This window comes from Streptomyces sp. NPDC008317 (assembly GCF_042955955.1).
In the GTDB taxonomy this organism is placed as follows: Bacteria; Actinomycetota; Actinomycetes; order Streptomycetales; family Streptomycetaceae; genus Actinacidiphila.
Genome location: NZ_JBIBFQ010000005.1, coordinates 575781 through 599220, shown reverse-complemented (window position 1 = coordinate 599220; position 23440 = coordinate 575781). Strand labels below are relative to the sequence as shown.

The following is a 23440-nucleotide window of genomic DNA, read 5'->3' as shown; positions in this document are numbered from 1 at the left end:
GCCCGAGCAGGATAGGGGCCGATCCGGCTGCCGGGCATGGGCGCGGCCCACACAGCGGGGGTTCAGGGTGTGTGGGCGGCGGTGGTCACGCTGTAACCGGCGGTCTGCCATGTGGCGCCGTCCGCCGCGACCGCGAAGCCCTCGGTGTCGGGGAGGGATTCGAGCCAGCGGCGGGCGCGGGCGGGACCCATCGCGTAGCCGGCGGTGGCGCGGGCGTCCGCGTCGGTCAGGCCGCGGCAGACCACGGTGAGGGAGGCGAGCGCGGGGGCGGGCGGCTGATGGGTGAAGGGGTCCAGGATGTGGCAGCCGCGCTCGGCGGGACCCGAGGTGGCGACGGCCAGTTCGCCGTCGGTGTGCACCACGCGGACCAGCGCGCCCGGCCGCAGCGGGTCGGCGACACCGATCCGCCAGGGGCCGCCGTACACCTGTACGTCGCCCCCGCCGTTGAGGCACACCGCGTCGGCGCCCGCGGAGGCCAGCATGGCGACGGCCCGCTCCACCGCCCACCCCTTCACCAGCCCGGTCGGGTCGAAGCCGCCCGCGTACCCGGTACTGAACCAGCCGTGACTGAGCCGTCCGGCCGTCTCGCACAGCGCCAGTACCTCCCGCACGTCGGGGGAGCAGGCCGACAGTGTGAGCGTGCCGGCGGCGAGCCGGCTGATCTGGCTGTCGGGGCGGTAGGTGGAGAAGACCTCGTCGACATGGTGCAGCCAGGCCGCCGCCGCGTGCAGCGCCGCCGCCACGCGGTCGCCGCCGCCCCGCACGTCGAAGGAGAAGACCGTGCCCATCGTGTGTTCCACCCGGCGCGGCCGGGCCCGCGTGTCGGACACGGTCAGACCCCCGCCTTGTCCAACGCGCTCTGGAGCGACCGCACATACCCCTCGCTGGTGTACGTCGCCCCGGACACGGTGTCGACCTTCGCGCTCTGCGCGGCCAGCGTCTCCTGGGTGAGCTGCGGGATCGCGAAGCCGGAGATCTCACCGTCCCTGGGGTTGTCGTTCGGCAACTGGACGGCCTTCACCGCGGTGATCCTGCCGCCGGTGAGGGTGAGCCGGAGCTGGACGGGACCGTAGCGGGTCTGCGCGGTGTCGCCGTCGACCGTCCTGGTGCCCGAAGTCCCCTTCGAGGACGAGCCGTTGGACGAGCCGTTGGACGAGCCATTGGAGGAACCGTTGGACGGGCCGTTGGACGGGCCGTTGGAGGAGCCGGACGTCCCCGACGTCGCGGACGGCGCCGGTGCGGGGGCCGCGGAGCCCGCGGCCACGTCACCCGCGCTCGCCGTCGTGTGCGGCTTGAGGGTCAGCAGCAGCACCACACCGGCGACGGTGGCCAGGGTGCTCAACAGGACGCGCCGCAAAGGGCGGGCGGGAAAGGCGCTCATGGACGGCTCTCACCTCGGTTCACCATCTGGCTCACGGCACGGCTCGCGGCATGGTTCACGGCATGGTTCACGGCACGGCTCACAGTTCGAAGGACTCGTGATGGATGTGGCGGGCCGGGACACCCGCCGCGCGCAGCGCCTCGTACGACGCCCGCGCCATTCCGGGCGGCCCGCACAGGAACACGTCGTGCCGCGCGATGTCCGGCAGCGTGGCGCGCAGGGTGTCCGCGCTGAGGACGGGCCGCCGGCCGTCGGGCGCGTTGACCGCGAAGTGCAGACGGGCGCCGCGCACGGCGGCGATCCGCTCCAGTTCGCCGCGCAGCGCCAGATCGGCCTCGGTGCGCGCCCGGTAGACCAGCGTCAGGTCGCCGGGCCCCGCGGGCAGCGACTCGAACAGCGCCCGCAGCGGGGTCACCCCGACCCCGCCCGCGAGCAGCAGCACCTTCTGCCGGGTCCTGCGCTCCGCGGTCAGCGCGCCGTACGGTCCCTCGGCCCAGATGCGGGTGCCGGGCCGCAGCCCGGCCAGCGCCGTACTGTGCTCGCCCACCGCCTTCACGGTGATCCGCAGCAGGTCGGGACGCGGCGCGGCGGACAGCGAGTACGGGCTGGCCGTCCACCACAGGCCGGGCGTCAGGAACCGCCAGCGCAGGAACTGCCCCGGCCGCGCCGCCAGTTCGGGCAGCCGCCGGCCGCGTATGAGCACCGACACCACCCCCGGCGCCTCCCGTACCACCGACGCCACCCGCAGCCGGTGCCGCAGATTCAGCCGCTGCGGCACCAGCACCCGGTACCAGAGCGCCGCCGCCGCGACACCGAGGTACAGCGCGTACCAGAGCCCGCGCGCGACCGTGCCGCCCGCGAAGTCCGCGCCGAGCGCGAGCTGGTGCCAGAAGGCCAGGAAGATCGCCAGATACGTCAGCAGGTGCAGGTAGTACCAGGTCTCGTAGCGGACCTTGCGGCGTACCGCGCGTACCGACACCGCGCCGACGACCAGCAGGAGCAGACCGCCGATCGTGCCCTTGAGCATGTCCGGATAGGTGAACACCACCGTCCATGTCTCGCCGAGCACCGAGGCGTGCGCCTGCGCCGCGTAACCCCACAGGATCAGCGTGATGTGCGCGATCAGCAGGCAGACGGTGTAGCGCCCGGCCATCGCGTGCCAGCGCGCCACCCGGTCGCTGCCCACCCCCTGCTCAAGTGCGGGAATCCGGGCCATCAGGCCGACCAGCAGCGCGCAGCAGTAACCGGTCAGCAGCCCGGCGATCCGGCCCGCGCCGATCAGCCAGCCCGCGGGGCCGACGACCGACGACGTGTCCTGCCACCACAGCGCGATCACCGCCGCCGCGCCTGCCCAGCCCAGGGCCAGCACCACGACGGCCGGTGACCGCCTGCCGGGATACGTCACCGCGTGCCGCGCGGTGGTGCGGGGGCTGTGGGTGCCGCTCATGTTGTGCCGCTCACGGTGGTTCCCTTCCTGGTCGTACGCTTGCCACTGTGCGGGCGGAACCTCTGAGCCAGCTCTGAATCGGCGCCCCGGCCGCGGACTCACAGGTGATCCAGAGGCTCACGGCGGCCCGCGGGACCCGTGGTGACGGCGCCGGGCGGGCGGCTCGCTCACCGATCGGCGACAGGACTCATACGACCCCCACGACCCACAGGACTCACAGGGAACGCAGAGGCGCCCGCCCTCGCCGCGCGACCGCCCGCCGGGCGATGCTGGAAGGACCATGGACATCACAGACAGCGCGGCACCGCACCCCCTCGCCCACCCGGACGGCTCCCCGGTCCGGGTCCTCGTCGTGGACGACGAACCCGACCTCGCCGAAGTGCTGTCCGGTGTCCTCGCCTACGAGGGCTGGCAGGTGCGCACCGCCGGTGACGTCGCCTCCGCGGTCGCCGAGGCGCGGGCCTTCCGTCCCGACGCGGTCGTGCTCGACGTGATGCTTCCCGACGGCGACGGCCTGTCCGTACTGCGCCAACTCCGCGCGAGCCAGCCCGAGGTGTGCGTGCTGTTCCTCACCGCGCGCGACTCCGTCGAGGACCGCATCGCGGGCATCACGGCGGGCGGCGACGACTACGTCACCAAGCCGTTCAGCCTGGAGGAACTGCTGGCCAGGCTGCGCGGACTGCTGCGCCGGGCGGGCATGACCAGGGCGCGCGGCGACGCGGCCGTCCTCACCGTCGGCGATCTCGTCATGGACGAGGACGCGCGGGAGGTGACGCGCGGCGGGGCGGTCGTCGAGCTGTCCCCGACCGAGTTCGAGCTGCTGCGGTACCTGATGCGCAATCCGCGCCGGGTGCTGAGCAAGGCGCAGATCCTCGACCGCGTGTGGTCGTACGACTTCGGCGGCCAGGCGCATGTGGTCGAGCTGTACATCAGCTACCTGCGCCGCAAGATCGACAGCGGGCGCGAGCCGATGATCCACACGGTGCGCGGCGCGGGCTACCTGCTGAAGGCGCCGCCGTGGTGAGGCGGCCGTCGCCGCGCACCGGCCGTCGCTCCACGCCGCTCGCTCTCGCGTCGCGGGTCCTCGTACCGCGCACGCTGCGCGCCCGGCTCACCTGCGGCCTCGTGGTGCTGCTCGCGCTGAGCTGCGCCGCCGTGGGCATCGCGGCGGTCGTCGCACTGCGGTCCTTCCTCGGCGAACGGCTCGACCAGCAGCTCTCGGAGGCCGGGGGCGCGTTCCCCGCCAGCCTGGAACACGCGCACGGCGCGGGGGAGCCGGACGCGGACAACGTCCATGTGGACACCCGCCGCCAGGCGCGCGGCACTTTCGGGGCGCGGCTGCTCCAAGGCCGGGTCACGGCCGCCGCCGTGGTCCGCGCGGGCACGGACACCACGGTACGGCTGACCCCCGACGACCGGACCGCGCTCGCGGCGGTCCCCGTCGACGGCCACTGCCACCGGGTCGATCTGTCCTCGCTCGGCGACTACCAGGTCAAAGCGGTGGCGGGCGACGACGGGGACGTCCTGATCACCGGGCTGCCCCGGCAGGGCATCGAGGACGCCGAGACGCGGCTGATCGCGGTGGAGGCGGCCGTCTTCGGCGGCGCGCTGGTCGTGGCGGGGGCCGCGGGCGCCTTCTGGGTGCGCTGGTCGCTGCGACCGCTGCGCCGGGTGGCCGCGACCGCCGCCTCGGTGACCGCGCTGCCGCTGGACAGCGGAGAGGTGGCGCTGCCCGACCGGGTGCCCGACACCGACCCCGGGACCGAGGTCGGGCAGGTCGGCGCGGCCTTCAACCGCATGCTCGGACATGTCGAGGGCGCGCTGACCACCCGGCACGCCAGCGAGGAACGGCTGCGGCGCTTCGCCGCCGACGCCAGCCACGAACTGCGCACCCCGGTCGCCGCGATCCGCGGCCACGCGGAGCTGGCGCAGCGGCACCCCGGCCCGGTGCCGCCCGGTGTGACGCGGGCACTGGACCGGATCGCGGCGGAGTCCGCGCGGATGGGCGGCATGGTCGACGACCTGCTGCTGCTCGCCCGGCTCGACGCGGGCCGCCCGCTGGCCCGTGAGCCGGTCGACCTGACGCGCCTCGTCCTCGACGCGGCCGACGACGCCAGGGCCGCGGGCCCCGGCCACCGCTGGCTGCTGGACCTGCCCGCCGAACCGGTCACCGTCACCGGCGACGCCGCCCGGCTCCAGCAGATCACCGGGAATCTGCTGACCAACGCCCGTGTGCACACCCGCGAGGGGACCCGCGTCACCGTACGGCTGCGCCACGACGGCGCCGCGACCGTCCTCACCGTCGCGGACAACGGCGGCGGTGTCCCGCCCGCCATCCAGCGCACCGTCTTCGAACGCTTCGCCCGCGCCGACCACCACCGCGCCGACCACCACCGCGCCGACCACCACCGCGCCGACGACCGGCGCGCCGACCCCGCCGCCGGCCACGGCGCCGGTCTGGGCCTGGCCATCGTCACGGCGGTCGCCGCGGCCCACGGCGGCACGGTCACCCTCACCAGCGAGCCGGGCGACACCTCTTTCACGGTGACGCTCCCGGACGCGCCGCCCGAGCGGCCGGGAGCGTCGGCGGTCTGACGCGGGGTTCCGCGAGGCTTCCCGCGAGGCCGCCGCGCCGGTCCGGACACCGCCGCCCCGGCCGTTTCCTCAGCGGGCCGACGCCACCGCCAGCAGGAACCAGCCGGTGTGCGGGATCCACTGCTCGGCCCAGCGCCAGACCTCGGCCTCGGGGGCGTCGGCGGGAAGGAAGGCGATGTCGTCCTCGTCGGTCCAGCCGGAGGTGATGCCGTTGACGATGCCGCCGGGAATGTTGGGGAAGTCCGACTCGTAGTCGACATTGTGACGGCCGCGGCCGTGCAGCATCGAGACGTCGAAGGGGTTGCGGCCGGTGATCCAGGCGAGCTGGTCGTCGGCGAAGCCGAGCAGCAGGTCGCGGTCGGCCTCCGCCGTGCCGGGCAGGTCGGCGCAGGTGTTCGCGGCGGCGGCCAGTGAGGCGATGGTGGCGTTCTCGCCCTGCCACCAGTAGCCGGTCTCGTTGTCGTGCGGGAAGAAGAAGGCGTCGCGCGGTGTGCCCCCCGCGGGCTGCACGCGCTGCCGGGGATAGCCGAAGGGATTCGGCACCGAACGGGTCCTGGCCACGGTGTCGAGCACGGCCTCCAGGGCGAGCGCGCTCGCGGCCCCGGCCTCGGGCGCGTCCGGCAGCACGGCGGCGAAGCGGGCGAGGGCGAGCGCGGGCAGCCCGGCCTCGGCGGCGTGGAAGAACGGCCGCCCCTCGGCGTCCGCTCCGAACCAGCCGGGGCCGTGCGCGGGCCGTACGTACCGCGCCAGCAGGGACCGTACGCGCAGCCGGGCCGCGTCCCGCGCCGCGGCCGGGACCGTACCGCCGCCCGCCGCGACCAGCTCGCAGGCGGCCAGCAGCGCCGTGTAGTCGTCGAGGACCGTCTCGGCCCCGCCGACGACGTATTCGGTGTTGTGCGCCTCGAGGTGCGTGAAGCCCTCGACGGCCGCCGCCAGGTACTCGGGTCCGGTGAAGTCGCCGTGGTCGTCCAGGGCCGAGGCGCGGGCGAGAGCCGCGATGGCCAGGCCGCCGCCGTGCCGGTACGCGGCCTGGTAGCGGTCGGTGCGCACGCACTCCGGGAGCGGCGCCGTCACGACGCGTTCTTCGAGCCGCTTGGTGAGCGCGTCGAAGATTCCGGTGTAGAAGTAGCCCTCGGGGGAGCGGAAGCGGACCAGGAAGTCGGCGCCCCACAGCGCCTCGTCGCGCAGCCGCGCGCTCAACGAGCGGACCAGCAGCGGGTGTCGCTCGGCGACCGCGTCCCGCGCGGCCATCATGGCCCACGCGCACAGCGGGATCTGCTGCGGACTCATGGTGCGGGTGTACGTGAGGTGGCTGAGGAATTTGCTGGTGTCGCCGCTCGCGTCGAGCCAGCCGCCGCGCGCGTCGACCTCCCGGCCGCTGTCGTCGCCCCACAGGGCGGCGCGCCGGTCCTTGCGGTCGATCTCGCCGCTGGAGCGCATCGCCTTGAAGTACGCCAGCACGTCGGACATCGTCTGCCGCTGGAGCCGGTCGGCGGCCACCTCGAAGTCGTCCGAGACACAGGTACGGCCGCGGCCGTCGACCAGGCGGACCGCGTACCGGCCGGGCGCGAGGCCGGTGGGCAGCGGCACCTTGGCGAAGGGACCGCCGTGCCAGCCGGGCACGGACTCCAGCGGGCCGGGTTCCAGCTCGTGCAGCGAGCCGCCGTCGGCGCCGAGCAACTGCACGCGCCGCGGGGCCCTTCCGTCGGGCAGGACCGCCACGACCGCGGGTGCGCCGCCGAGTCCGTAACCGAGGTGCGCTACGCGTACCGCCGAGGTCTCCAAGCCGGTTTCGATGGGCACCTGCGGGCACCGTCCCTTCTCTCGTGCCCGCAAAGGTATGCAGTGGACTGCTATTGGTCAACAGTGATCGTCGGGGCGGCCGGGCACGCGCCCGGCCGCCCGGGAACAGCGCGCGACCTCAGTGCCGGCCGCCGTCCGACCGCTTGCGGTGCAGCGTGAACGTCTCGAAGACCGACAGTTCGCCGTTCGGCTTGTTCACGTTGTAGTACGTGACGTGCATCCGCGTGGTGTCGCCCGCGTGACGGCCCGGATCGACGGTGAACGCCGCGAAACCGTAGGGGTGGTCGACATCGCGCACGCCCGCCCAGACCGCCTGCTCCCGCACGTACGTGGCCGTCCGCTTGCCGTTGGAGCCGGGCGTCGAGGAGACCGCGGTGATGACCTTGCCGGTGCCGTCCTTGAAGAACGACTGGTTGGTCGTGCCCGAGACCCCGCCGCCGCCGAGCACCATGTGCACGGTGCCGAGACCGGTGTCGATGTCGTCGGTGGCGTGCGACACCGGGTTCGGCGTCAGCGTCTCGCTGCCGCCGACCACACCGCGGACGGCCAGCGACCGCTCGTAGTTGTGCTCGTGGCCGCAGACCACCAGGTCGACGCCGTAGCGGTCGAACAGCGGCCCGTACTTCTCGCGCAGGCCCAGGTCGGCGCCGTTGGCGTCCGTCGAGCTGACCATCACCTGGTGCATGGCGACGACCACCCAGTCGATGTCGCGGTCGGCCCGCGCCGTCCGCAACTCCTTCTCCAGGAAGGCGAGTTGACGGCCGCCGGAGTAGCCGTTGATGTAGACGTCGCCGCCGTCCTGGAGGCAGTTGTCGTCGTTCTGGAGCACGATCACCCGCACCGAACCGGCGGTGAACGCGTACCAGAGGTTGGCCAGTTCGCGGTCGCTCTCGGTCGACGGGAGCTGGAAGTACGTCTGGTACGCGCCGAGGCCGAGCGGGCCGTTCGCGGACTCGATCTCGTGGTTGCCCGCGGCGGGCATCCACGGCCGGAAGCGCGCCGAACGGCTGTTGTTGGTGAAGAAGTTGTTCCAGGTGCGGACCCGGTCGACGTCCAGATTCGCGTAGCACAGGTCGCCGTTGAGCAGGTGGAACAGCGGCGCGACCTGCTCGATGCCGGTGACGATGTCCTTGGTGGCGGGCGTGGAGTTGGCGTCGAGGCCCACCGCGCCGGTGCTGGTCCAGGTGACTTGCGGCGCCGACTGGTCGCCGAAGCTGGTGAAGGTCAGCGGCTGACGGCCGCGCGGCGCGGTCCTGAAGGTGCCGCTGTCCGGCGCGGCGCCGTCGTGCGACACCAGGTACAGGTACTCGGTGCCGGGCGAGAGCCGGTCGATCGCGGCGTGGTGCACGTACACGACCCGGCCGGACTTGCCGTCGCTGTAGGAGCGGGTCCGCGCCGAGGCGACCGATCCCAGACCGTGGCCGATCGTGCCGTACCGCACCCGCGGGCGCTTGACCGGGCCGTCGGTCAGCCAGGACACCACCATCTGGCTGCCGGGGTCCTTGCCGAAGGTGAGGTGCAGCCCCTGCACCGGGGACGCGCCGCTCGCGTCGGGCGTGGGGTGGAAGGCGGGGGCGGCGCTCGCGGGTGTGCCGGACGGGGACGGCGCGGCGGCGGACGCGGGGCCCGCGGTCAGCAGCGGCGCCGCGACCGCGCCGACACCCGCGGTGCCGAGCAGGCCGACGGCCGTACGGCGGCTGAGGCGGTCTCCTGACGGACCCGGTGTCTCCATCTGTGCGACCATCGTTGCTCCTTGGTGCGGTGCGGGGTCTCGCGACACGAACCTCCGAAGGCTCCCGCCCGTCGGCGACGGCCAGTTGAACGCCGCCTGTCGCACACGCGGCGGAATCCTGTGACCCGCCGGGCGCGGCGAGAACCCGCCCCCCGTCGGGCGAACGGCCGTGTGCGCCGGGCCTGTTCGTGACGCGTACCGCCCGCTGTCACGCGCCGGACACCGGCAGGTCGCCTGTGGTCGCTGCTGTGGGAGGACCCTGCACTGCGCGCATCCCCCTACCGCGAAGAGGTCCTCGGATCCATGTCTGAACTCAACCGGCGGCGGTTCCTCCAGATAGCCGGTGCCACCGCGGGCTTCACCGCCCTGTCCAGCAGCATCGCCCGCGCCGCCGCGATCCCGGCCAGCCGCAGGACCGGCACCCTCAAGGACATCGACCACATCGTCGTCCTGATGCAGGAGAACCGGTCCTTCGACCACTACTTCGGCGCGATGAAGGGGGTCCGCGGCTTCGGCGACCCGCGCCCGGTGTCCCTGCCCAACGGCAAGTCGGTGTTCCACCAGCCGGACGGCGACAAGGAGGTGCTGCCCTTCCACCCGGACGTGGACGACCTCGGCCTCCAGTTCATCGAGGGCCTCAACCACGAGTGGATCGGCAGCCACGCGGCTGTCAACGACGGCAAGTACGACCAGTGGATCCCCGCCAAGGGCACCGGCACGATGGCGCACCTGACGCGCGGCGACATCCCGTTCCACTACGCGCTCGCCGACGCCTTCACCGTCTGCGACGCGTACCACTGCTCGTTCACCGGCGGCACCGACCCCAACCGCTACTACATGTGGTCGGGATACACGGGCAACGACGGCAGGGGCAACGGCCCCGTGCTCGACAACTCCGAGGCCGGGTACGACTGGACGACCTACCCGGAGCGGCTGGAGAAGGCGAAGATCTCCTGGAAGGTCTACCAGGACATCGGCGACGGCCTGGACGGTGACCACTCCTGGGGCTGGATCCCGGACGCCTACCGCGGCAACTACGGAGACAACTCCCTGCTCTACTTCGACAATTACCGCAACGCCAAGCCCGGCGACGCGCTCTACGAGAAGGCCCGCACCGGAACCGACGCCAAGGCGGGCGACGGCTTCTTCGACGTGCTCAAGGCCGACGTCACGGCGGGCAGGCTGCCGCAGATCTCCTGGATCGCCGCGCCCGAGGCGTTCTCGGAGCACCCCAACTGGCCCGCGAACTACGGCGCCTGGTACATCTCGCAGGTCCTGGACGCGCTCACCTCCAACCCCGAGGTGTGGAGCAGGACCGCGCTGTTCATCACCTACGACGAGAACGACGGGTACTTCGACCACGTCGTCCCGCCCTTCGCCCCGCTCACCGCGGACGGCGGCGCCTCCACCGTCAGCACGCGGGGTGAGATCTTCCCGGGCAACGGCACCTACGCGGCCGGCGCGTACGGGCTCGGCCAGCGCGTCCCGATGCTGGTGGTCTCGCCCTGGAGCACCGGCGGCTACGTCTGCTCCGAGGTCTTCGACCACACCTCGATCATCCGCTTCATGGAGCGCCGCTTCGGCGTGCACGAGCCCAACATCTCGCCCTGGCGGCGTACCGTCTGCGGCGATCTGACCTCCGCCTTCGACTTCAAGCTCACGCGGGACCGGCCCCCGCACCTGCCCGGCACCGACGGCTACCGGCCGCCGGACGGCGACCGGCACGACAGCTACGTCCCGGTGCCGCCCGCCCGCCAGGCCGTGCCCACGCAGGAGCGCGGCGCCCGGCCGACCCGCCCGCTGCCGTACGCGCCGCTGGTCGACGCGGCCGTCACGCCGTCCACCGGCCTGGTCACCCTCACCTTCGGCGGCGGTGTCGCCGCGGGCGTCTGCTTCCACGTCACCGCCGCGGACCGCGCCGACGGCCCGTGGACGTACACCACCGAGGCGGGCAAGAAGCTCTCCGGCGCCTGGGAGACGGCCGCGACCGGCGGCGGCTACGACCTCACCGTGCACGGCCCCAACGGCTTCCTGCGCGCCTTCCGCGGCGCGGTCGCCACATCCGGCGCGGAGGTGACGGCCCGTCACGACGCCGCGAGCGAAAGGGTGGAGCTGACCATGAGCAACTCCGGCCGCCGCGACGTCCGGCTCACGGTCACCAACTCCTACGACGGCCGCCACCACACGTACGTGGTCCGCGCCGGGCGCCGGGAGACGCACTCGGTCGACGTCCGCGCGGGCAAGCGCTGGTACGACCTCACGGTGGTCGCCGACCACGACGCCGCGTTCCTGCGGCGCTTCGCGGGACACGTCGAGACGGGCCGCCCCGGCGTGAGCGACCCGGCGATCAGGACGCACTGACGGCGACCTGGGCAGCGGACCCGGGCAGCGGTTCCGACAGCCGTCCCCGAGGACACCGACGAGCTGTTCCTGGTCGTCGGCGGCCGTCTCACCATCCAGCTCCGCGACGGCGACGTCGTCCTCGGCCCCGGTGAGCTGTACGTCGTCCCCGAGGGCGTCGAGCACTGCCCCCGCGCCGACGAGGAGACCGCCATCCTCCTGCTGGAGCCCGCGGGCATGCTGGAGCCCGCGGGCACCCTCAACACCGGCAGCGCGGGCGGCCCGCTGACCCTGGCGGCCGTCCCGCTGGACTGAGGTCTCCCGCGCGGCTTCAGGTCTCCCGGTGGGCCGCGGTCAGAAGGACTTCCTGGAGGACCCGGGCGGCCCGTGGCGGAGCCACGTCACTGCGGTGGGCCAGGGCGATGGTGCGGCGCAGCCCCGGCCGGGCCAGCGGTGTGACCCGCAGGTCGTGACCCGCGCGGGCGGCGACCATGCTGGGGACGACGCCCAGACCGAGCCCGGCCCGCACGAAGCCGAGCACGGCGTCCATCTCGCCGCCCTCGACGGTGAGGTAGGGCTCGAAGCCCGCGGAGCGGCAGGCGGCGAGGGTCAGGTCGCGCAGGTCGTAGCCGTGCCGGAACATCACCATCGGGCGGCCTTCGAGGTCGGCGATCCTGACCGGTGAGCGCGGCGGCTCGGCCGCGGCGGAGGAGATGACGACCAGATCCTCCTGGAAGAGCTCGACGGTGGTCAGGGCGGGCGACGGGTTCGGCAGCGGCAGCACCACCAGCGCCAGGTCGAGGCCGCCGCGCGCCAGCTCCCGTACGAGATCGTGCGACCCGCTCTCCTCGATCAGCAGCCGCACCCCGGGGTGCCGGTCGTGGAAGACGCGCAGCACGTCGGGGAGCAGGCCGGTGCACAGGCTCGGGGTGGCGCCGAGCCGGACCCGGCCGCGCCGCAGCTGAGCCAGCTCCAGCACCTCGTGGCGGGCGGTTTCGGCGTCGGCGAGGATCCGCCGGGCCAGCGGCAGCAGCGCCTCCCCGGCGTCGGTGAGCGCGATGTTGCCGCGCGCCCGGCTGAACAGGGGCGCGCCCAGCTCCGTCTCCAGCGCGCGGATCTGCTGCGACAGCGACGGCTGAGAGACATGCACCCGCTCGGCGGCGCGGGTGAAGTGCCGGGCGTCGGCGACGGCCACGAAGTACGCGAGCTGCTGGAACTGCATGGGTCCCACGATAACCCGGCGATAGGCCCAGGCTATGGACACGAGCCGGATCATGTCTTGGACCACTCGACTCCGGTGACCGTAACGTCTGTGGACATGGCACTGGCAACGCGGACGGACCGACGTCCGTCGATGGCGCGCACGGTCTGGGGCTCGACCGTCGGCAAGAAGACGATCATGGCGGTGAGCGGCCTGATCATGCTGCTGTACCTGGTCGTCCACATGTTCGGCAACCTCAAGATCTTCTTCGGGTCCGGCAGCTTCAACGAGTACGCGCACTGGCTGCGCACCATCGGAGAGCCGTTCCTGCACTACGAGTGGGCGCTGTGGATCATCCGCGTCGTGCTGGTCGCCGCCGTCGTGCTGCACGGCGTGTGCGCGTACCAGCTCAGCCGCCTCGACCGGCGCGCCCGGCCGGTCGCCTACGCCCATCCGCGACCGCGCGCCAGCTACGCCACCCGCACCATGCGCTGGGGCGGCGTGATCCTGCTGCTGTTCATCGTCTGGCACATCCTCGACCTGACCACCGGCACCGTGCAGCGCGGCTTCGTGCCCGGCCACCCGTACCAGAACGTCGTGGCCGCCTTCCACGACTGGTGGAACAACGTCGTCTACATCGTGGCGATGCTCGCCCTCGGCCTGCACATCAGGCACGGCTTCTGGAGCGCGGCCCAGACCCTCGGCGCGGGCAGTGCCACCCGTGACCGGGTGCTCAAGGCCACCGCGAACGCACTCGCACTGGTGCTGACGGCCGGCTTCATCGCCGTACCCGTCGGCGTCATGACCGGAATCGTGAGCTGACTGACATGCCCGAGACCTCCGAGACCCCCGACAGCCCCGAGCTTTCCGCGACGACTGCCGCGACCGACGCCGCGCCCGCGCCGTCCGGCTCCGCGCCGTCCGACTACGCGCGGTACGCGACCGGCGAGCCCCTCGCCGACACCAAGGCACCCGAAGGCCCGATCGAGGACCGCTGGGACACCCGCCGCTTCACCGCGAAGCTGGTCAACCCCGCCAACCGCCGCAAGCACACCGTGATCGTCGTCGGCACCGGGCTCGCGGGCGGCTCCGCGGGCGCCACGCTCGCCGAACAGGGCTACCACGTCGTGCAGTTCTGCTACCAGGACTCCCCGCGCCGCGCCCACTCGATCGCCGCGCAGGGCGGCATCAACGCCGCGAAGAACTACCGCAACGACGGCGACTCCGTCCACCGGCTCTTCTACGACACCGTCAAGGGCGGCGACTTCAGGGCCCGCGAGTCCAACGTCCGCCGCCTTGCCCAGATCTCGGTGGAGATCATCGACCAGTGCGTCGCGCAGGGCGTGCCCTTCGCCCGTGAGTACGGCGGCCTGCTCGACACCCGCTCCTTCGGCGGCGTCCAGGTCTCCCGCACCTTCTACGCCCGCGGCCAGACCGGCCAGCAACTGCTGCTCGGCGCCTACCAGGCGCTCTCCCGGCAGATCGCCGCGGGCAATGTCGAGATGCACCCGCGGACCGAAATGCTCGACCTGATCGTCATCGACGGCAGGGCCCGCGGCATCGTCGCCCGCGACCTGATCACCGGCGAGATCCGCAGCCACTTCGCGGACGCCGTGGTGCTGGCCTCCGGCGGCTACGGCAACGTCTTCTACCTGTCGACCAACGCCATGAACTCCAACGCGACCGCCGTCTGGCGGGCGCACCGGCGCGGCGCGTACTTCGCCAACCCCTGCTTCACCCAGATCCACCCCACCTGCATCCCGCGCACCGGCGACCACCAGTCCAAGCTCACGCTGATGAGCGAGTCGCTGCGCAACGACGGCCGGATCTGGGTGCCGCGCACCAAGGGCGACACCCGCCCGCCCGGCGAGATCCCCGAGGACGAGCGCGACTACTACCTGGAGCGGATCTACCCCTCCTTCGGCAACCTCGTACCGCGCGACATCGCCTCCCGCGCCGCGAAGAACGTCTGCGACGAGGGCCGCGGCGTCGGCCCCGGCGGCCAGGGCGTCTACCTGGACTTCGCCGACGCCATCGCGCGGATGGGCCGCAGGGCGGTCGAGGAGAAGTACGGCAACCTCTTCGAGATGTACGCGCGGATCACCGCCGAGGACCCGTACGAGGTCCCGATGCGGATCTACCCGGCCGTGCACTACACGATGGGCGGCCTGTGGGTGGACTACGACCTCCAGACCACCGTGCCCGGCCTCTTCGCGATCGGCGAGGCCAACTTCTCCGACCACGGCGCCAACCGGCTCGGCGCCTCCGCGCTGATGCAGGGCCTGGCCGACGGCTACTTCGTGCTGCCGGCCACCATCAACGACTACCTGGCCCGCCACCCGGGGCGCGAGGAGATCGGCGCCGAACACCCCGTCGTCCAGGAAGTCCTCGCGGAGACCGAGGACCGGCTCAATCTGCTCCTCGCCGTCGACGGCGACCGCACCGCCGACTCCTTCCACCGCGAGATCGGCGAGCTGATGTGGGAGTTCTGCGGGATGGCCAGGACGGAGGAGGGGCTGCGCAAGGCGCTGGACCGGATTCCGCAGATCCGGGACGAATTCTGGCGCCGGATCAAGGTGCCGGGCAGCGGCGCGGAGTTCAACCAGTCGCTGGAGCGCGCCAACCGCGTCGTGGACTACCTGGAGCTGGCCGAGCTGATGTGCCTCGACGCGCTGCACCGCGCCGAGTCCTGCGGCGGCCACTTCCGCGAGGAGTCCCAGACCCCGGACGGCGAGGCCGCCCGCCGGGACGAGGAGTTCTCCTACGCCGCCGCGTGGGAGTTCACCCGGACCGGCGGCGCGCCCGTCCTGCACAAGGAAGACCTCGTCTTCGACTACGTCCACCCCACCCAGCGGAGCTACGCATGAAGCTCACCCTGCGCGTCTGGCGCCAGAAGAACACCGAAGCGCCCGGCGCCATGGCCACCTACCAGGTCGACGACGTCTCACCCGACATGTCGTTCCTGGAAATGCTCGACACGCTCAACGAACGGCTCACCGTCGAGGGCGAGGACCCGGTCGCCTTCGACCACGACTGCCGTGAGGGCATCTGCGGCGCGTGCAGCCTGGTGATCAACGGCGACGCGCACGGCCCGGAGCGCACCACGAGCTGCCAGCTCCACATGCGGTCCTTCCGGGACGGCGACACCATCGACGTCGAGCCGTGGCGGGCCGCCGCCTTCCCCGTCGTCCGCGACCTGGTCGTGGACCGCTCGTCGTTCGACCGGATCATCCAGTCCGGCGGCTACGTCAGCGTGCCCACCGGCGCGGCGCCCGAAGCACACGCCACGCCCGTACCCAAGGCCGCCGCCGACTCCGCGTTCGAACACGCCGAGTGCATCGGCTGCGGCGCCTGCGTCGCCGCCTGCCCCAACGGCTCCGCGATGCTCTTCACCTCCGCGAAGGTCAACCACCTCAACGTGCTGCCGCAGGGCGCGCCGGAGCGCGAGACCCGTGTCCTCGACATGGTCGCGCGGATGGACGAGGAGGGATTCGGCGGCTGCACGCTCACGGGGGAGTGCGCCACCGCCTGCCCCAAGGGCATCCCGCTGACCTCGATCACCGCGATGAACAAGGAGTGGCTGCGGGCGGCCCGCAAGGTCCCACGCCGTTAGGAACCTTCGGGGTCCCCACGCCGTTGGAACCTCAGAGGTTGGTGAGCTTGGTGTACGGGCTCATGATGCGCTTCTGGAGCGAGCCGAAGTCGACGATCACCGCGACGCCTTCCTCGACTCCGGTGACCCGGCCGAGGCCGTACACATCGTGGGTGACCCGATTGCCCACGGCGAACTCCTTCGGTGGCGGCGCCACCGGGGCTTTGAAGGGACTGGTGGGCAAAAAGCGCTTCGCTGCATCAGGCTTTGTCATTGTCACCAGTATGCGCCAGTCGGCGGTCCGATTGTCCCGTCGGACGACGCATCTGCGACTACCCGCCAGCCATCCTTGACCCGTATAGACCTGTCTGTCTACCCTCGGTGGGTATCGCCCAGGACAGGCGGACCGCGGCAGATCCCCCCAGGTCACCTCGGGTCCATCCAGGTTCTACTCATGGAGCCCCCCATGGCACGCACGGTCAAGACACCCGGTCCCGACCACCCCATCACGGTCGAGCCGAACCCGGAGCGCATCGTGGTCAGGGCCGCGGGCAAGGTCATCGCCGACACCACCCACGCCCTGACCCTGCGCGAGGCCGACTACCCGCCGGTGCAGTACATCCCGCTCGCCGACGTCGAGGCCGACGCCCTGCGCCCGACCGAGTCCCAGACGTACTGCCCCTACAAGGGCGACGCCTCCTACTACTCCCTCGTGACCGCGGACGGCGAGATCACCGACGCGGTGTGGACGTACGAGAAGCCGTACGACGCGGTCGGCACGATCGCCGGACACGTCGCCTTCTACCCGCAGCACGTCGAGGTCGCCGCGCGGTAGCGCTCGCGTGGCAGTGGCCGCGTGGCAGCCGTCGCACGCGAGAAAGGAGGGCCCGTCCGGTCGGACGGGCCCTCCTCGCGTGCCGCTGCCTCAGTCCCGGTATCCCACGGGCTCGCGGGGCCGCTCAGGGGTGCGCGGGTCCCGCCCAGACCGGATCGGACCCCGGGCGAGTCGGTGCGCGCCCAGACCGGCCAGAGCGGCCAGCAGACCGCCGCCGCCGGTCCACAGCCAGCGCGGCGACCACCAGGTGCCCGCCCAGCCGTCGCCCGGCGCCACATGCGGCGCGTACGCCGACACCACGGGCGTCACCGAGCCGTCGACCGCCTGCTGCCCCGCCGTGCCCTCCGACGTGGCCTTCACGGCTGCCTTGACCGGCTGGCCGAGGTCGGCCGCGGGCAGGTCGAGCACGGTCAGCCGCAGGAAGTAGCCGCCGCGCAGCGGATCGTTGGACCAGGTGTCGGCCCACGAGCGGATCGCCCGCAGGTGGCAGACCAGCTCGACCGAGCCCGCGTCGGCCGCCACGGACCTGCTCTGCGCGCCGTATCTGCACGGCTGGCGGCGCCGCAGCCCGTCGTACACATCGAGCTGCCAGGTGGACGCGCCGTGCCGGGCCGCGGTCTCGGGGAAGGTGACGGTGGCCTTCACCGTCACGTTCTGCCCGCTGTCGGCGGGGAACGTCCAGTACAGATAGTCGCCCGCCGACGCGTCCGCGGTCGCCTCCTGCCCCTGCCGGACGACGGCGGCGGTACGGAAACTCGTCCCCGCCTCCGTCGGCGCGGTGTCGCCGTCGCCGGGAGCGGCCGTACCCGTGCTCGCGCTCGCGTCGGCCGACGGGTCGTCGGCGACCGCGCCGCCCGCGCTCAGGGCCAGCGCCGCGGCGGCCAGCAGCCCCGCCGCGGTGACCGTCAGCAGCCGTACGGCCTTACGTGGTGACGTACGCATCAGACGGTCCTCCCCGTGTTCAGACGCCAGCGGGACACCCAGCCCGACAGCAGGCCGAGGACCGCGCCGGCCGCGGCCAGCGTGCCCAGCAGCCACCAGCCGCGCCCGAGGCCGAAGAAGGCCACGTCGGAGGGCTGGTCGGGGGAGTCCACCAGGTCGATGGAGAGCTCCACCGGCAGACCGGGGGTGGTCTTGACCGACGGCGCGGCCGAGAAGGAGTTGCCGACCTGGAGGCAGACCGTCTCCGGCGGGGTGTCGGAGTCCGCGTGCGGCTTGGGGTAGCGGATACCGGCGGACACGACGTCGGTACGGCCGGTGCCGCCCTCGTCGTCCCTGACGATCTCCCGGCCGTGCGTGGTCACGCCACGCAGCAGGACGCCGTAGTTCGCGTTCACCGCGCGGTCGGCGGAGACGCTCACCGAGGCGCGCAGCTCCTGTCCCGCCGGCACGTCCACCCGGTACCAGCGGTTCTCCGAGAACAGCTCGCGGTCGGTGTAGATCCCCGCCTTGAGCTGCGGCGCGTCCGCGCACCGCGCGGCGCCCCGGGCGGCCACCGGGGCCACCACGGCGTCGGTGCTGCGGCCCACCAACTGCTTCACCTTGGTGGTGAGCTGCTGCCGGTGCTGGACGGCGGTGTACGTGCCGCCGGTCGCCTCCGCGATGCATGTCAACTGGTTACGGGTCGAGGAGTCCGGGATCAGGCCCAGCGTGTCGATGACCAGATGGATGCCCTTGGCGGCGATGTCCCGCGCGACGTCGCACGGGTTGAGCGGCGCGCAGGTGTCCTCGCCGTCGGTGATCAGCACCAGGCGGCGGGTGCCGTCGCCGCCCTGGAGATCGTCGGCCGCCTTGAGCAGCGCGGGGCCGATCGGCGTCCAGCCGGTGGGCGCCAGCGTCGCCACCGCGGCCTTGGCCTCGGTGCGGTTCAGCGGGCCGACCGGGTAGAGCTGCCGGGTGTCCTTGCACCCGGTCTTGCGGTCGTTGCCCGGATAGTCGGCGCCGAGCGTCCTGATGCCCAGCTCCACGTTCTCCGGCACCGAGTCCAGCACGTCGTCGAACGCCTGCTTCGCGGCGGCCATCCGCGACTGCCCGTCGATGTCCTTCGCCCGCATGGAGCCGCTGACATCGAGCAGCAGTTCCACCTTCGGGGCGGCTTGCGCCGTCGGCGTCGCCGGTGTCGTGGGTTCGTCGGCGACCGCGCTCGCGGGCAGCAGACCGCAAGCCAGGACGACCAGCAGGCCGCAGCCAACTCCGGCCGTCAGTAACCTTCTTATGATCATCGCCGGATCGTAGTGAAGGTAGTGTCAAAACCTGAAGTCGGCCGGTCGGTGGCCGGTGCGGGACCGTGCCAAAGCGGACGGACGGGGACGGACCACGGGCGGGGACGACGCGCGCGCCGGGCCGGGGAGCCGCCGGGGCCGCGCGCCGGCAGGTGGTGCGCCGGGGGTGGACGTGCGCGGCGATCTCAGTAAAGTGGCGGATATGACGCTACTGGCCGGTAGGAAATGTTTCCGGGTGCTCGAACCGCTGCACTCGATGGTGTACTTCGCGCCCGAGACGCAGGCGGCGCTGGTCGCGGCCGGGCTGGAGAACAACCGCATGTGCTACTTCGCGGGCCGCGCCGCCGCCCTCGGCCCGGTCGGCCCCGCCGTCGTGACGAGCACCTTCTACAACTTCAGCCCGTCCCTGGTGGCCCGGCACATCCCGCTCGCCTGGACCCTGGCCGCCCCCGAGGACATCACCGCGGCGCGGCTGCGCGCGGTCGACGCCGTACAGCGCCGTCTGCTCGGCGACGCCGTCGACTCCCCGGAGATGGCCGAGGCCGCCGAACTCGCCCAGCGGGCCGCCGAGGCGTGCACCGGCGGCGACCGTATCCTCTACGCCGCCCACGCGGCCCTGCCGTCGCCGAAGGAGCCGCACCTGGCCTTCTGGCACGCCACCACGCTGCTGCGCGAGTACCGCGGCGACGGACACCTCGCCGTCCTGCTCTGCGCCGAACTCGACGGCCTGGAAGCCCTCGTCACCCACACCGCGACCGGCAAGGGCTTCCTGCCGGGCTTCGCCAGGACCCACCGCGGCTGGAGCGAGCAGGAGTGGGACGCGGCCGTCGCCCGGCTGCGCGACCGCGGCCTTCTCGACGCCGACGGCTCGCTCACCGACCAGGGTGTCGAACTGCGCCGCCACATCGAGTCCGAGACCGACCGTCTCGGCCGCGCCCCCTACGAGCACCTCGGCGAGGCCGGCACCGCCCGTCTGACCGAGATCGCCCAGGGCCTCACCATGCGCGCGCTGGCCGCGGGCGCCTTCCCCGAGGGCGTCTTCGCGACCGGCCCCAAGCGCTGACGCACCTGTCGCCGACTCCGAGCGGCCCACCGGCCCCGGACGCCCGCCCCCCCCGCGTCAGCGGGGAGGCGCCGGGGCCGGGCCCGTCGAGCCGCGGACCACCAGGTGGGTGGCCAGTTCGACGTGGAGGGTGTCGACCGTGTGGCGGTCCAGGAGCCGCATCAGCAGGGAGACCGCCATCCGGCCCATCTCTTCGAGCGGCTGGCGGACGGTGGTGAGGCGGGGCACGGTGCTGCGGCTGAGGTCGATGTCGTCGAAGCCGGTGATGGAGAGGTCCTCGGGGACGCGCAGGCCGCGTTCGTAGGCGGCGCGCAGCGCGCCGACGGCGGCCTTGTCGTTGAACGCGACGAGCGCGGTGGGGGGTTGGGGGAGGTCGAGGAGTTCGCAGGCGGCCCCGTAGCCCCAGTCGGCGGTCGGCTCGATGCTGCGCAGGAGTTCGGGGGAGGGCAGCACCCCGGCGTCGGCGAGGGCCGAAGTGTGGCCCGCGAGACGGGACTTGCTGGCGAGCCAGTCGCCCGGTCCGCCGATGACGCCGATCCGGCGGTGGCCGAACTCCACCAGGTGCGCGGTGACGCTGCGGGCCGCGGCGAGGTTGGCGGCCGAGACCGAGGCGATGTCGCGGGGGAGCGGGGTGCGCGGGTCGACGACCACGAAGGGGAAGTCCTGGGCCCGCAGGACCTCCAACTCCCTTTCCGGCTCGGGCGGGACGATGAGGATCGCGCCAGCGATGCCCGGGTCGCCCGGCAGCCCCGGCAGCACCTGGACCTCGCGCGCCGCGTCGCCCGCGCTGAGCACCACGCGCCTGCCGTGCAGGTCCAGCGTCTCGGCGATCGACGAGACGATCACACCGAAGTAGTCGGTGAGGACATACGGGCAGCGCACGTAGATCGCGCCGTCCGCCGCGCCGCGCCGGACGGGGGCCGGGGCCCCCAGCCGTTCGACCGCCCGGCGGACCAGCGCCTGGGTGTCGGGGGCCACGTTGGCCTGTCCTGTCATGACCCGCGACACGGTGGCGATCGAGACGCCCGCCTCCGCCGCGATGGCGCGGACCGTCACGCGGGTGCCCGGTGACCTAGCCAACTGTTACACCCGTTCGTTTCATATGTGCAGCTTAGCGCCCCGACCCATCAGGGTCACGGCAGGATCGGTACAAGGCATTGACAGCACACGCCGCCGACCGCTTACCTGATTTTCGCCACGGTTCCAGAAAACGTTTCATTCCGTTTCAGAGTGAGTGCTGCCCGAGGAGAACGATGAGGAGACGCGCCGTAGGTGCCGCCGCTGCCACAGCCGCCGCACTCTGCCTGGCCTGCGTACCGGCCGCCCAGACGGCCGCCGTCACCCCGACGGCAGCCACCGCGGCCTCCCCCTCCCGCCCGGCGCCGCCACCCCGCGCCCAGGTGTGGCTGACCACGGCCGACGGCGCCCAGGAACTACGGCAGCAGGCGCCGGTCGACTTCGGCCGGGGACCGTCCGACCTCACCACCATCACCGTCGACCCGAACCAGAGCTACCAGAGCGTGGACGGCTTCGGCGGCGCGCTCACCGACTCCTCGGCCGCCGTCCTGAGCCGACTGCCGCGCACGACGCGGGACTCCGCGTTGCGGCAGCTCTTCGACCCCGCCCGGGGCATCGGCGTCAGCTTCCTGCGCCAGCCCATCGGCTCCTCCGACTTCACGGCCGCCGCCGCCCACTACACCTACGACGACATGCCCGCGGGGCAGACCGACTTCGCGCTGCGCCACTTCAGCATCGCGCACGACCAGCGGCAGATCCTGCCGCTGCTGCGCCAGGCGAAGCGGCTCAACCCCCGGCTCACCGTCATGGCCACGCCCTGGAGCCCCCCCGCGTGGATGAAGGACGGCGACTCGCTGGTCGGCGGCCACCTCAAGGACGACCCGAAGGTCTACGACGCCTACGCCCGCTACCTGGTGAAATTCGTCCAGGCGTACGCGGCGGCGGGCGTGCCCGTCGACTACCTGACGGTGCAGAACGAGCCGCAGAACCGTAAGCCCTCCGCGTACCCCGGCACCGACCTGCCCGTGCAGGCGCAGGTCAAGGTGATCGAGGCGCTGGGACCGCTGCTGCACCGGGCCAGCCCGCGCACCAAGATCCTCGCGTACGACCACAACTGGACCACGCACCCCGACGACATCAAGACCGCCGAGCAGATGGGCGAGGACCCGCAGACCGACTACCCGTACGAGGTGCTGGACAGCCCGGCCGCCCGGTGGATCGCGGGCACCGCCTACCACTGCTACTCGGGCGACCCCAGCGCGCAGAGCGCGCTGCACGACGCGCACCCCGACAAGGGCATCTGGTTCACGGAGTGCTCCGGCTCGCACGGCGCGACCGACACGCCCGCGCAGATCTTCCGCGGCACGCTGACCTGGCACGCGCGCACGATCACCGTCGGCACCACGCGCAACTGGGCGAAGTCCGTCGCCGACTGGAACCTCGCGCTGGACGCCGACGGCGGCCCGCACAACGGCGGCTGCGACACCTGCACCGCCCTGCTGACCGTCCAGCCGGACGGCACGGTCACCCCCAGCGCCGAGTTCTTCACCATCGGCCACCTGTCGAAGTTCGTCCGGCCGGGCGCGGTACGGATCGGCAGCACCAACTACGGCACGACCGGCTGGAACGGCCAGCTCACCGATGTCGCCTTCCGCAACCCCGACGGCTCCACCGCGCTCGTCGTGCACAACGAGAACGACGACCCGCGCTCCTTCGCCGTCGCCGTCGGCGACCGGACCTTCGCATACTCCCTGCCCGGCGGTGCGCTGGCGACCTTCACATGGCCCAGATCGGCTGATCTGACCAGCCGGTCGCACGCGGTGCCGCTGAACGGCGCGAGCGCCACCTCCCAGCCCGCCGGGCAGGGCGCCCCCGACCTCGCGATCGACGCCGACGGCTCGACCCGCTGGTCCAGCGGCGCGGCCCAGACCCCCGGTCAGTACGTGCAGATCGACCTCAAGAAGCGCACCGCGTTCTCCCGCGTCGCCGTCGACAGCGGCGACAACCTCGGCGACTACGCCCGCGGCTGGCAGATCTCGACCAGCGACGACGGCGTCACCTGGCGGACGGCCGCCGCCGGTACGGGAACCGGGCAGCTCACCGTCGCCGACCTGCCCCGTACGACCACGGCACGCTATGTGCGCGTCACATCGACGGGCACGGCGGCCAACTGGTGGAGCCTGGCCGATCTGCGGCTCTACCGCTGAGCCGA

20 protein-coding genes are annotated in these 23440 nt (G+C 72.6%); 10 read left to right on the top strand and 10 right to left on the bottom strand.

Annotated features, from left to right (window positions below; translation table 11 throughout):
* Positions 1-62: 62 nt before the first annotated feature.
* The 3 genes from ACFY9V_RS19815 to ACFY9V_RS19805 form a co-directional block, all read right to left on the bottom strand.
* Positions 63-788 (bottom strand): FAD:protein FMN transferase, encoded by a 726-nt coding sequence (locus tag ACFY9V_RS19815; protein WP_391162232.1) that lies wholly within the window; start codon positions 786-788, stop codon positions 63-65.
* A 44-nt stretch (positions 789-832) separates the two neighbouring features.
* Positions 833-1381 (bottom strand): FMN-binding protein, encoded by a 549-nt coding sequence (locus tag ACFY9V_RS19810; RefSeq protein ID WP_391162141.1) that lies wholly within the window; start codon positions 1379-1381, stop codon positions 833-835.
* A 79-nt stretch (positions 1382-1460) separates the two neighbouring features.
* Positions 1461-2828 (bottom strand): ferredoxin reductase family protein, encoded by a 1368-nt coding sequence (locus ACFY9V_RS19805; RefSeq protein ID WP_355345995.1) that lies wholly within the window; start codon positions 2826-2828, stop codon positions 1461-1463.
* A 280-nt stretch (positions 2829-3108) separates the two neighbouring features.
* On the opposite strand from ACFY9V_RS19805, the gene ACFY9V_RS19800 reads away from it, so the two are divergent.
* Together ACFY9V_RS19800 and ACFY9V_RS19795 are read left to right on the top strand one after the other, a co-directional pair.
* Positions 3109-3852 (top strand): response regulator, encoded by a 744-nt coding sequence (locus ACFY9V_RS19800; RefSeq protein ID WP_391045547.1) that lies wholly within the window; start codon positions 3109-3111, stop codon positions 3850-3852.
* Between the two features lie 74 nt (positions 3853-3926).
* Positions 3927-5423, top strand: a complete 1497-nt coding sequence (locus tag ACFY9V_RS19795) for an ATP-binding protein (RefSeq protein WP_391162231.1) — start codon at positions 3927-3929, stop codon at positions 5421-5423.
* 69 nt (positions 5424-5492) lie between these two features.
* Here the strand turns inward: ACFY9V_RS19795 and ACFY9V_RS19790 are convergent, their stop codons facing one another.
* Complete coding sequence (locus ACFY9V_RS19790; protein ID WP_391162139.1) at positions 5493-7226, bottom strand: glycoside hydrolase family 9 protein; 1734 nt, start codon at positions 7224-7226, stop codon at positions 5493-5495.
* 118 nt (positions 7227-7344) lie between these two features.
* Positions 7345-8970, bottom strand: coding sequence for a fibronectin type III domain-containing protein (locus ACFY9V_RS19785; protein ID WP_391162137.1), 1626 nt, complete (start codon positions 8968-8970; stop codon positions 7345-7347).
* A 291-nt stretch (positions 8971-9261) separates the two neighbouring features.
* On the opposite strand from ACFY9V_RS19785, the gene ACFY9V_RS19780 reads away from it, so the two are divergent.
* Positions 9262-11319, top strand: coding sequence for a phosphocholine-specific phospholipase C (locus ACFY9V_RS19780; RefSeq protein ID WP_355346007.1), 2058 nt, complete (start codon positions 9262-9264; stop codon positions 11317-11319).
* A gap of 63 nt (positions 11320-11382) precedes the next feature.
* A complete protein-coding gene (locus tag ACFY9V_RS19775) occupies positions 11383-11613 on the top strand; it encodes a cupin domain-containing protein (RefSeq protein ID WP_391162230.1) in 231 nt (76 codons plus the stop codon).
* A 16-nt stretch (positions 11614-11629) separates the two neighbouring features.
* On the opposite strand, the gene ACFY9V_RS19770 is transcribed toward ACFY9V_RS19775, so the two are convergent.
* Positions 11630-12520 carry a LysR substrate-binding domain-containing protein gene (locus tag ACFY9V_RS19770; protein ID WP_355346010.1) on the bottom strand — a complete coding sequence of 297 codons (891 nt, stop codon included), beginning with the start codon at positions 12518-12520 and terminating at the stop codon, positions 11630-11632.
* A gap of 96 nt (positions 12521-12616) precedes the next feature.
* Between ACFY9V_RS19770 and ACFY9V_RS19765 the strand changes: the two genes are divergently transcribed.
* Genes ACFY9V_RS19765 through ACFY9V_RS19755 form a run of 3 tightly spaced genes read left to right on the top strand, consistent with a single transcriptional unit; the run spans position 12617 to position 16112 of the window.
* A complete protein-coding gene (locus ACFY9V_RS19765) occupies positions 12617-13321 on the top strand; it encodes a succinate dehydrogenase cytochrome b subunit (RefSeq protein ID WP_391162135.1) in 705 nt (234 codons plus the stop codon).
* 5 nt (positions 13322-13326) lie between these two features.
* Entirely contained in the window at positions 13327-15366 is a 2040-nt protein-coding gene (locus ACFY9V_RS19760; RefSeq protein ID WP_391162133.1) for a fumarate reductase/succinate dehydrogenase flavoprotein subunit, read from the top strand.
* Complete coding sequence (locus ACFY9V_RS19755) at positions 15363-16112, top strand: succinate dehydrogenase/fumarate reductase iron-sulfur subunit (RefSeq protein ID WP_355346019.1); 750 nt, start codon at positions 15363-15365, stop codon at positions 16110-16112. Before ACFY9V_RS19760 ends, ACFY9V_RS19755 begins: the two co-directional genes overlap by 4 nt.
* 31 nt (positions 16113-16143) lie before the next feature.
* Here ACFY9V_RS19755 and ACFY9V_RS19750 read toward each other — a convergent pair whose 3' ends face one another.
* Complete coding sequence (locus ACFY9V_RS19750) at positions 16144-16365, bottom strand: hypothetical protein (RefSeq protein WP_188282053.1); 222 nt, start codon at positions 16363-16365, stop codon at positions 16144-16146.
* Between the two features lie 192 nt (positions 16366-16557).
* Here ACFY9V_RS19750 and ACFY9V_RS19745 point away from each other — a divergent pair, with 192 nt between their 5' ends.
* Complete coding sequence (locus ACFY9V_RS19745; protein WP_355346023.1) at positions 16558-16926, top strand: DUF427 domain-containing protein; 369 nt, start codon at positions 16558-16560, stop codon at positions 16924-16926.
* Between the two features lie 90 nt (positions 16927-17016).
* Here ACFY9V_RS19745 and ACFY9V_RS19740 read toward each other — a convergent pair whose 3' ends face one another.
* Both ACFY9V_RS19740 and ACFY9V_RS19735 read right to left on the bottom strand, forming a co-directional pair.
* Positions 17017-17868, bottom strand: coding sequence for a hypothetical protein (locus ACFY9V_RS19740; RefSeq protein ID WP_391162131.1), 852 nt, complete (start codon positions 17866-17868; stop codon positions 17017-17019).
* Positions 17868-19148 carry a VWA domain-containing protein gene (locus tag ACFY9V_RS19735; protein ID WP_391162130.1) on the bottom strand — a complete coding sequence of 427 codons (1281 nt, stop codon included), beginning with the start codon at positions 19146-19148 and terminating at the stop codon, positions 17868-17870. Before ACFY9V_RS19735 ends, ACFY9V_RS19740 begins: the two co-directional genes overlap by 1 nt.
* Positions 19149-19350: 202 nt before the next feature.
* Here ACFY9V_RS19735 and ACFY9V_RS19730 point away from each other — a divergent pair, with 202 nt between their 5' ends.
* On the top strand, positions 19351-20211 hold the full coding sequence (locus ACFY9V_RS19730; protein ID WP_391045532.1) for a hypothetical protein: 861 nt from the start codon (positions 19351-19353) through the stop codon (positions 20209-20211).
* A 57-nt stretch (positions 20212-20268) separates the two neighbouring features.
* On the opposite strand, the gene ACFY9V_RS19725 is transcribed toward ACFY9V_RS19730, so the two are convergent.
* On the bottom strand, positions 20269-21291 hold the full coding sequence (locus tag ACFY9V_RS19725) for a substrate-binding domain-containing protein (protein WP_391045528.1): 1023 nt from the start codon (positions 21289-21291) through the stop codon (positions 20269-20271).
* 173 nt (positions 21292-21464) lie between these two features.
* Here ACFY9V_RS19725 and ACFY9V_RS19720 point away from each other — a divergent pair, with 173 nt between their 5' ends.
* A complete protein-coding gene (locus ACFY9V_RS19720) occupies positions 21465-23435 on the top strand; it encodes a discoidin domain-containing protein (protein WP_391162129.1) in 1971 nt (656 codons plus the stop codon).
* Positions 23436-23440 lie beyond the last annotated feature (5 nt).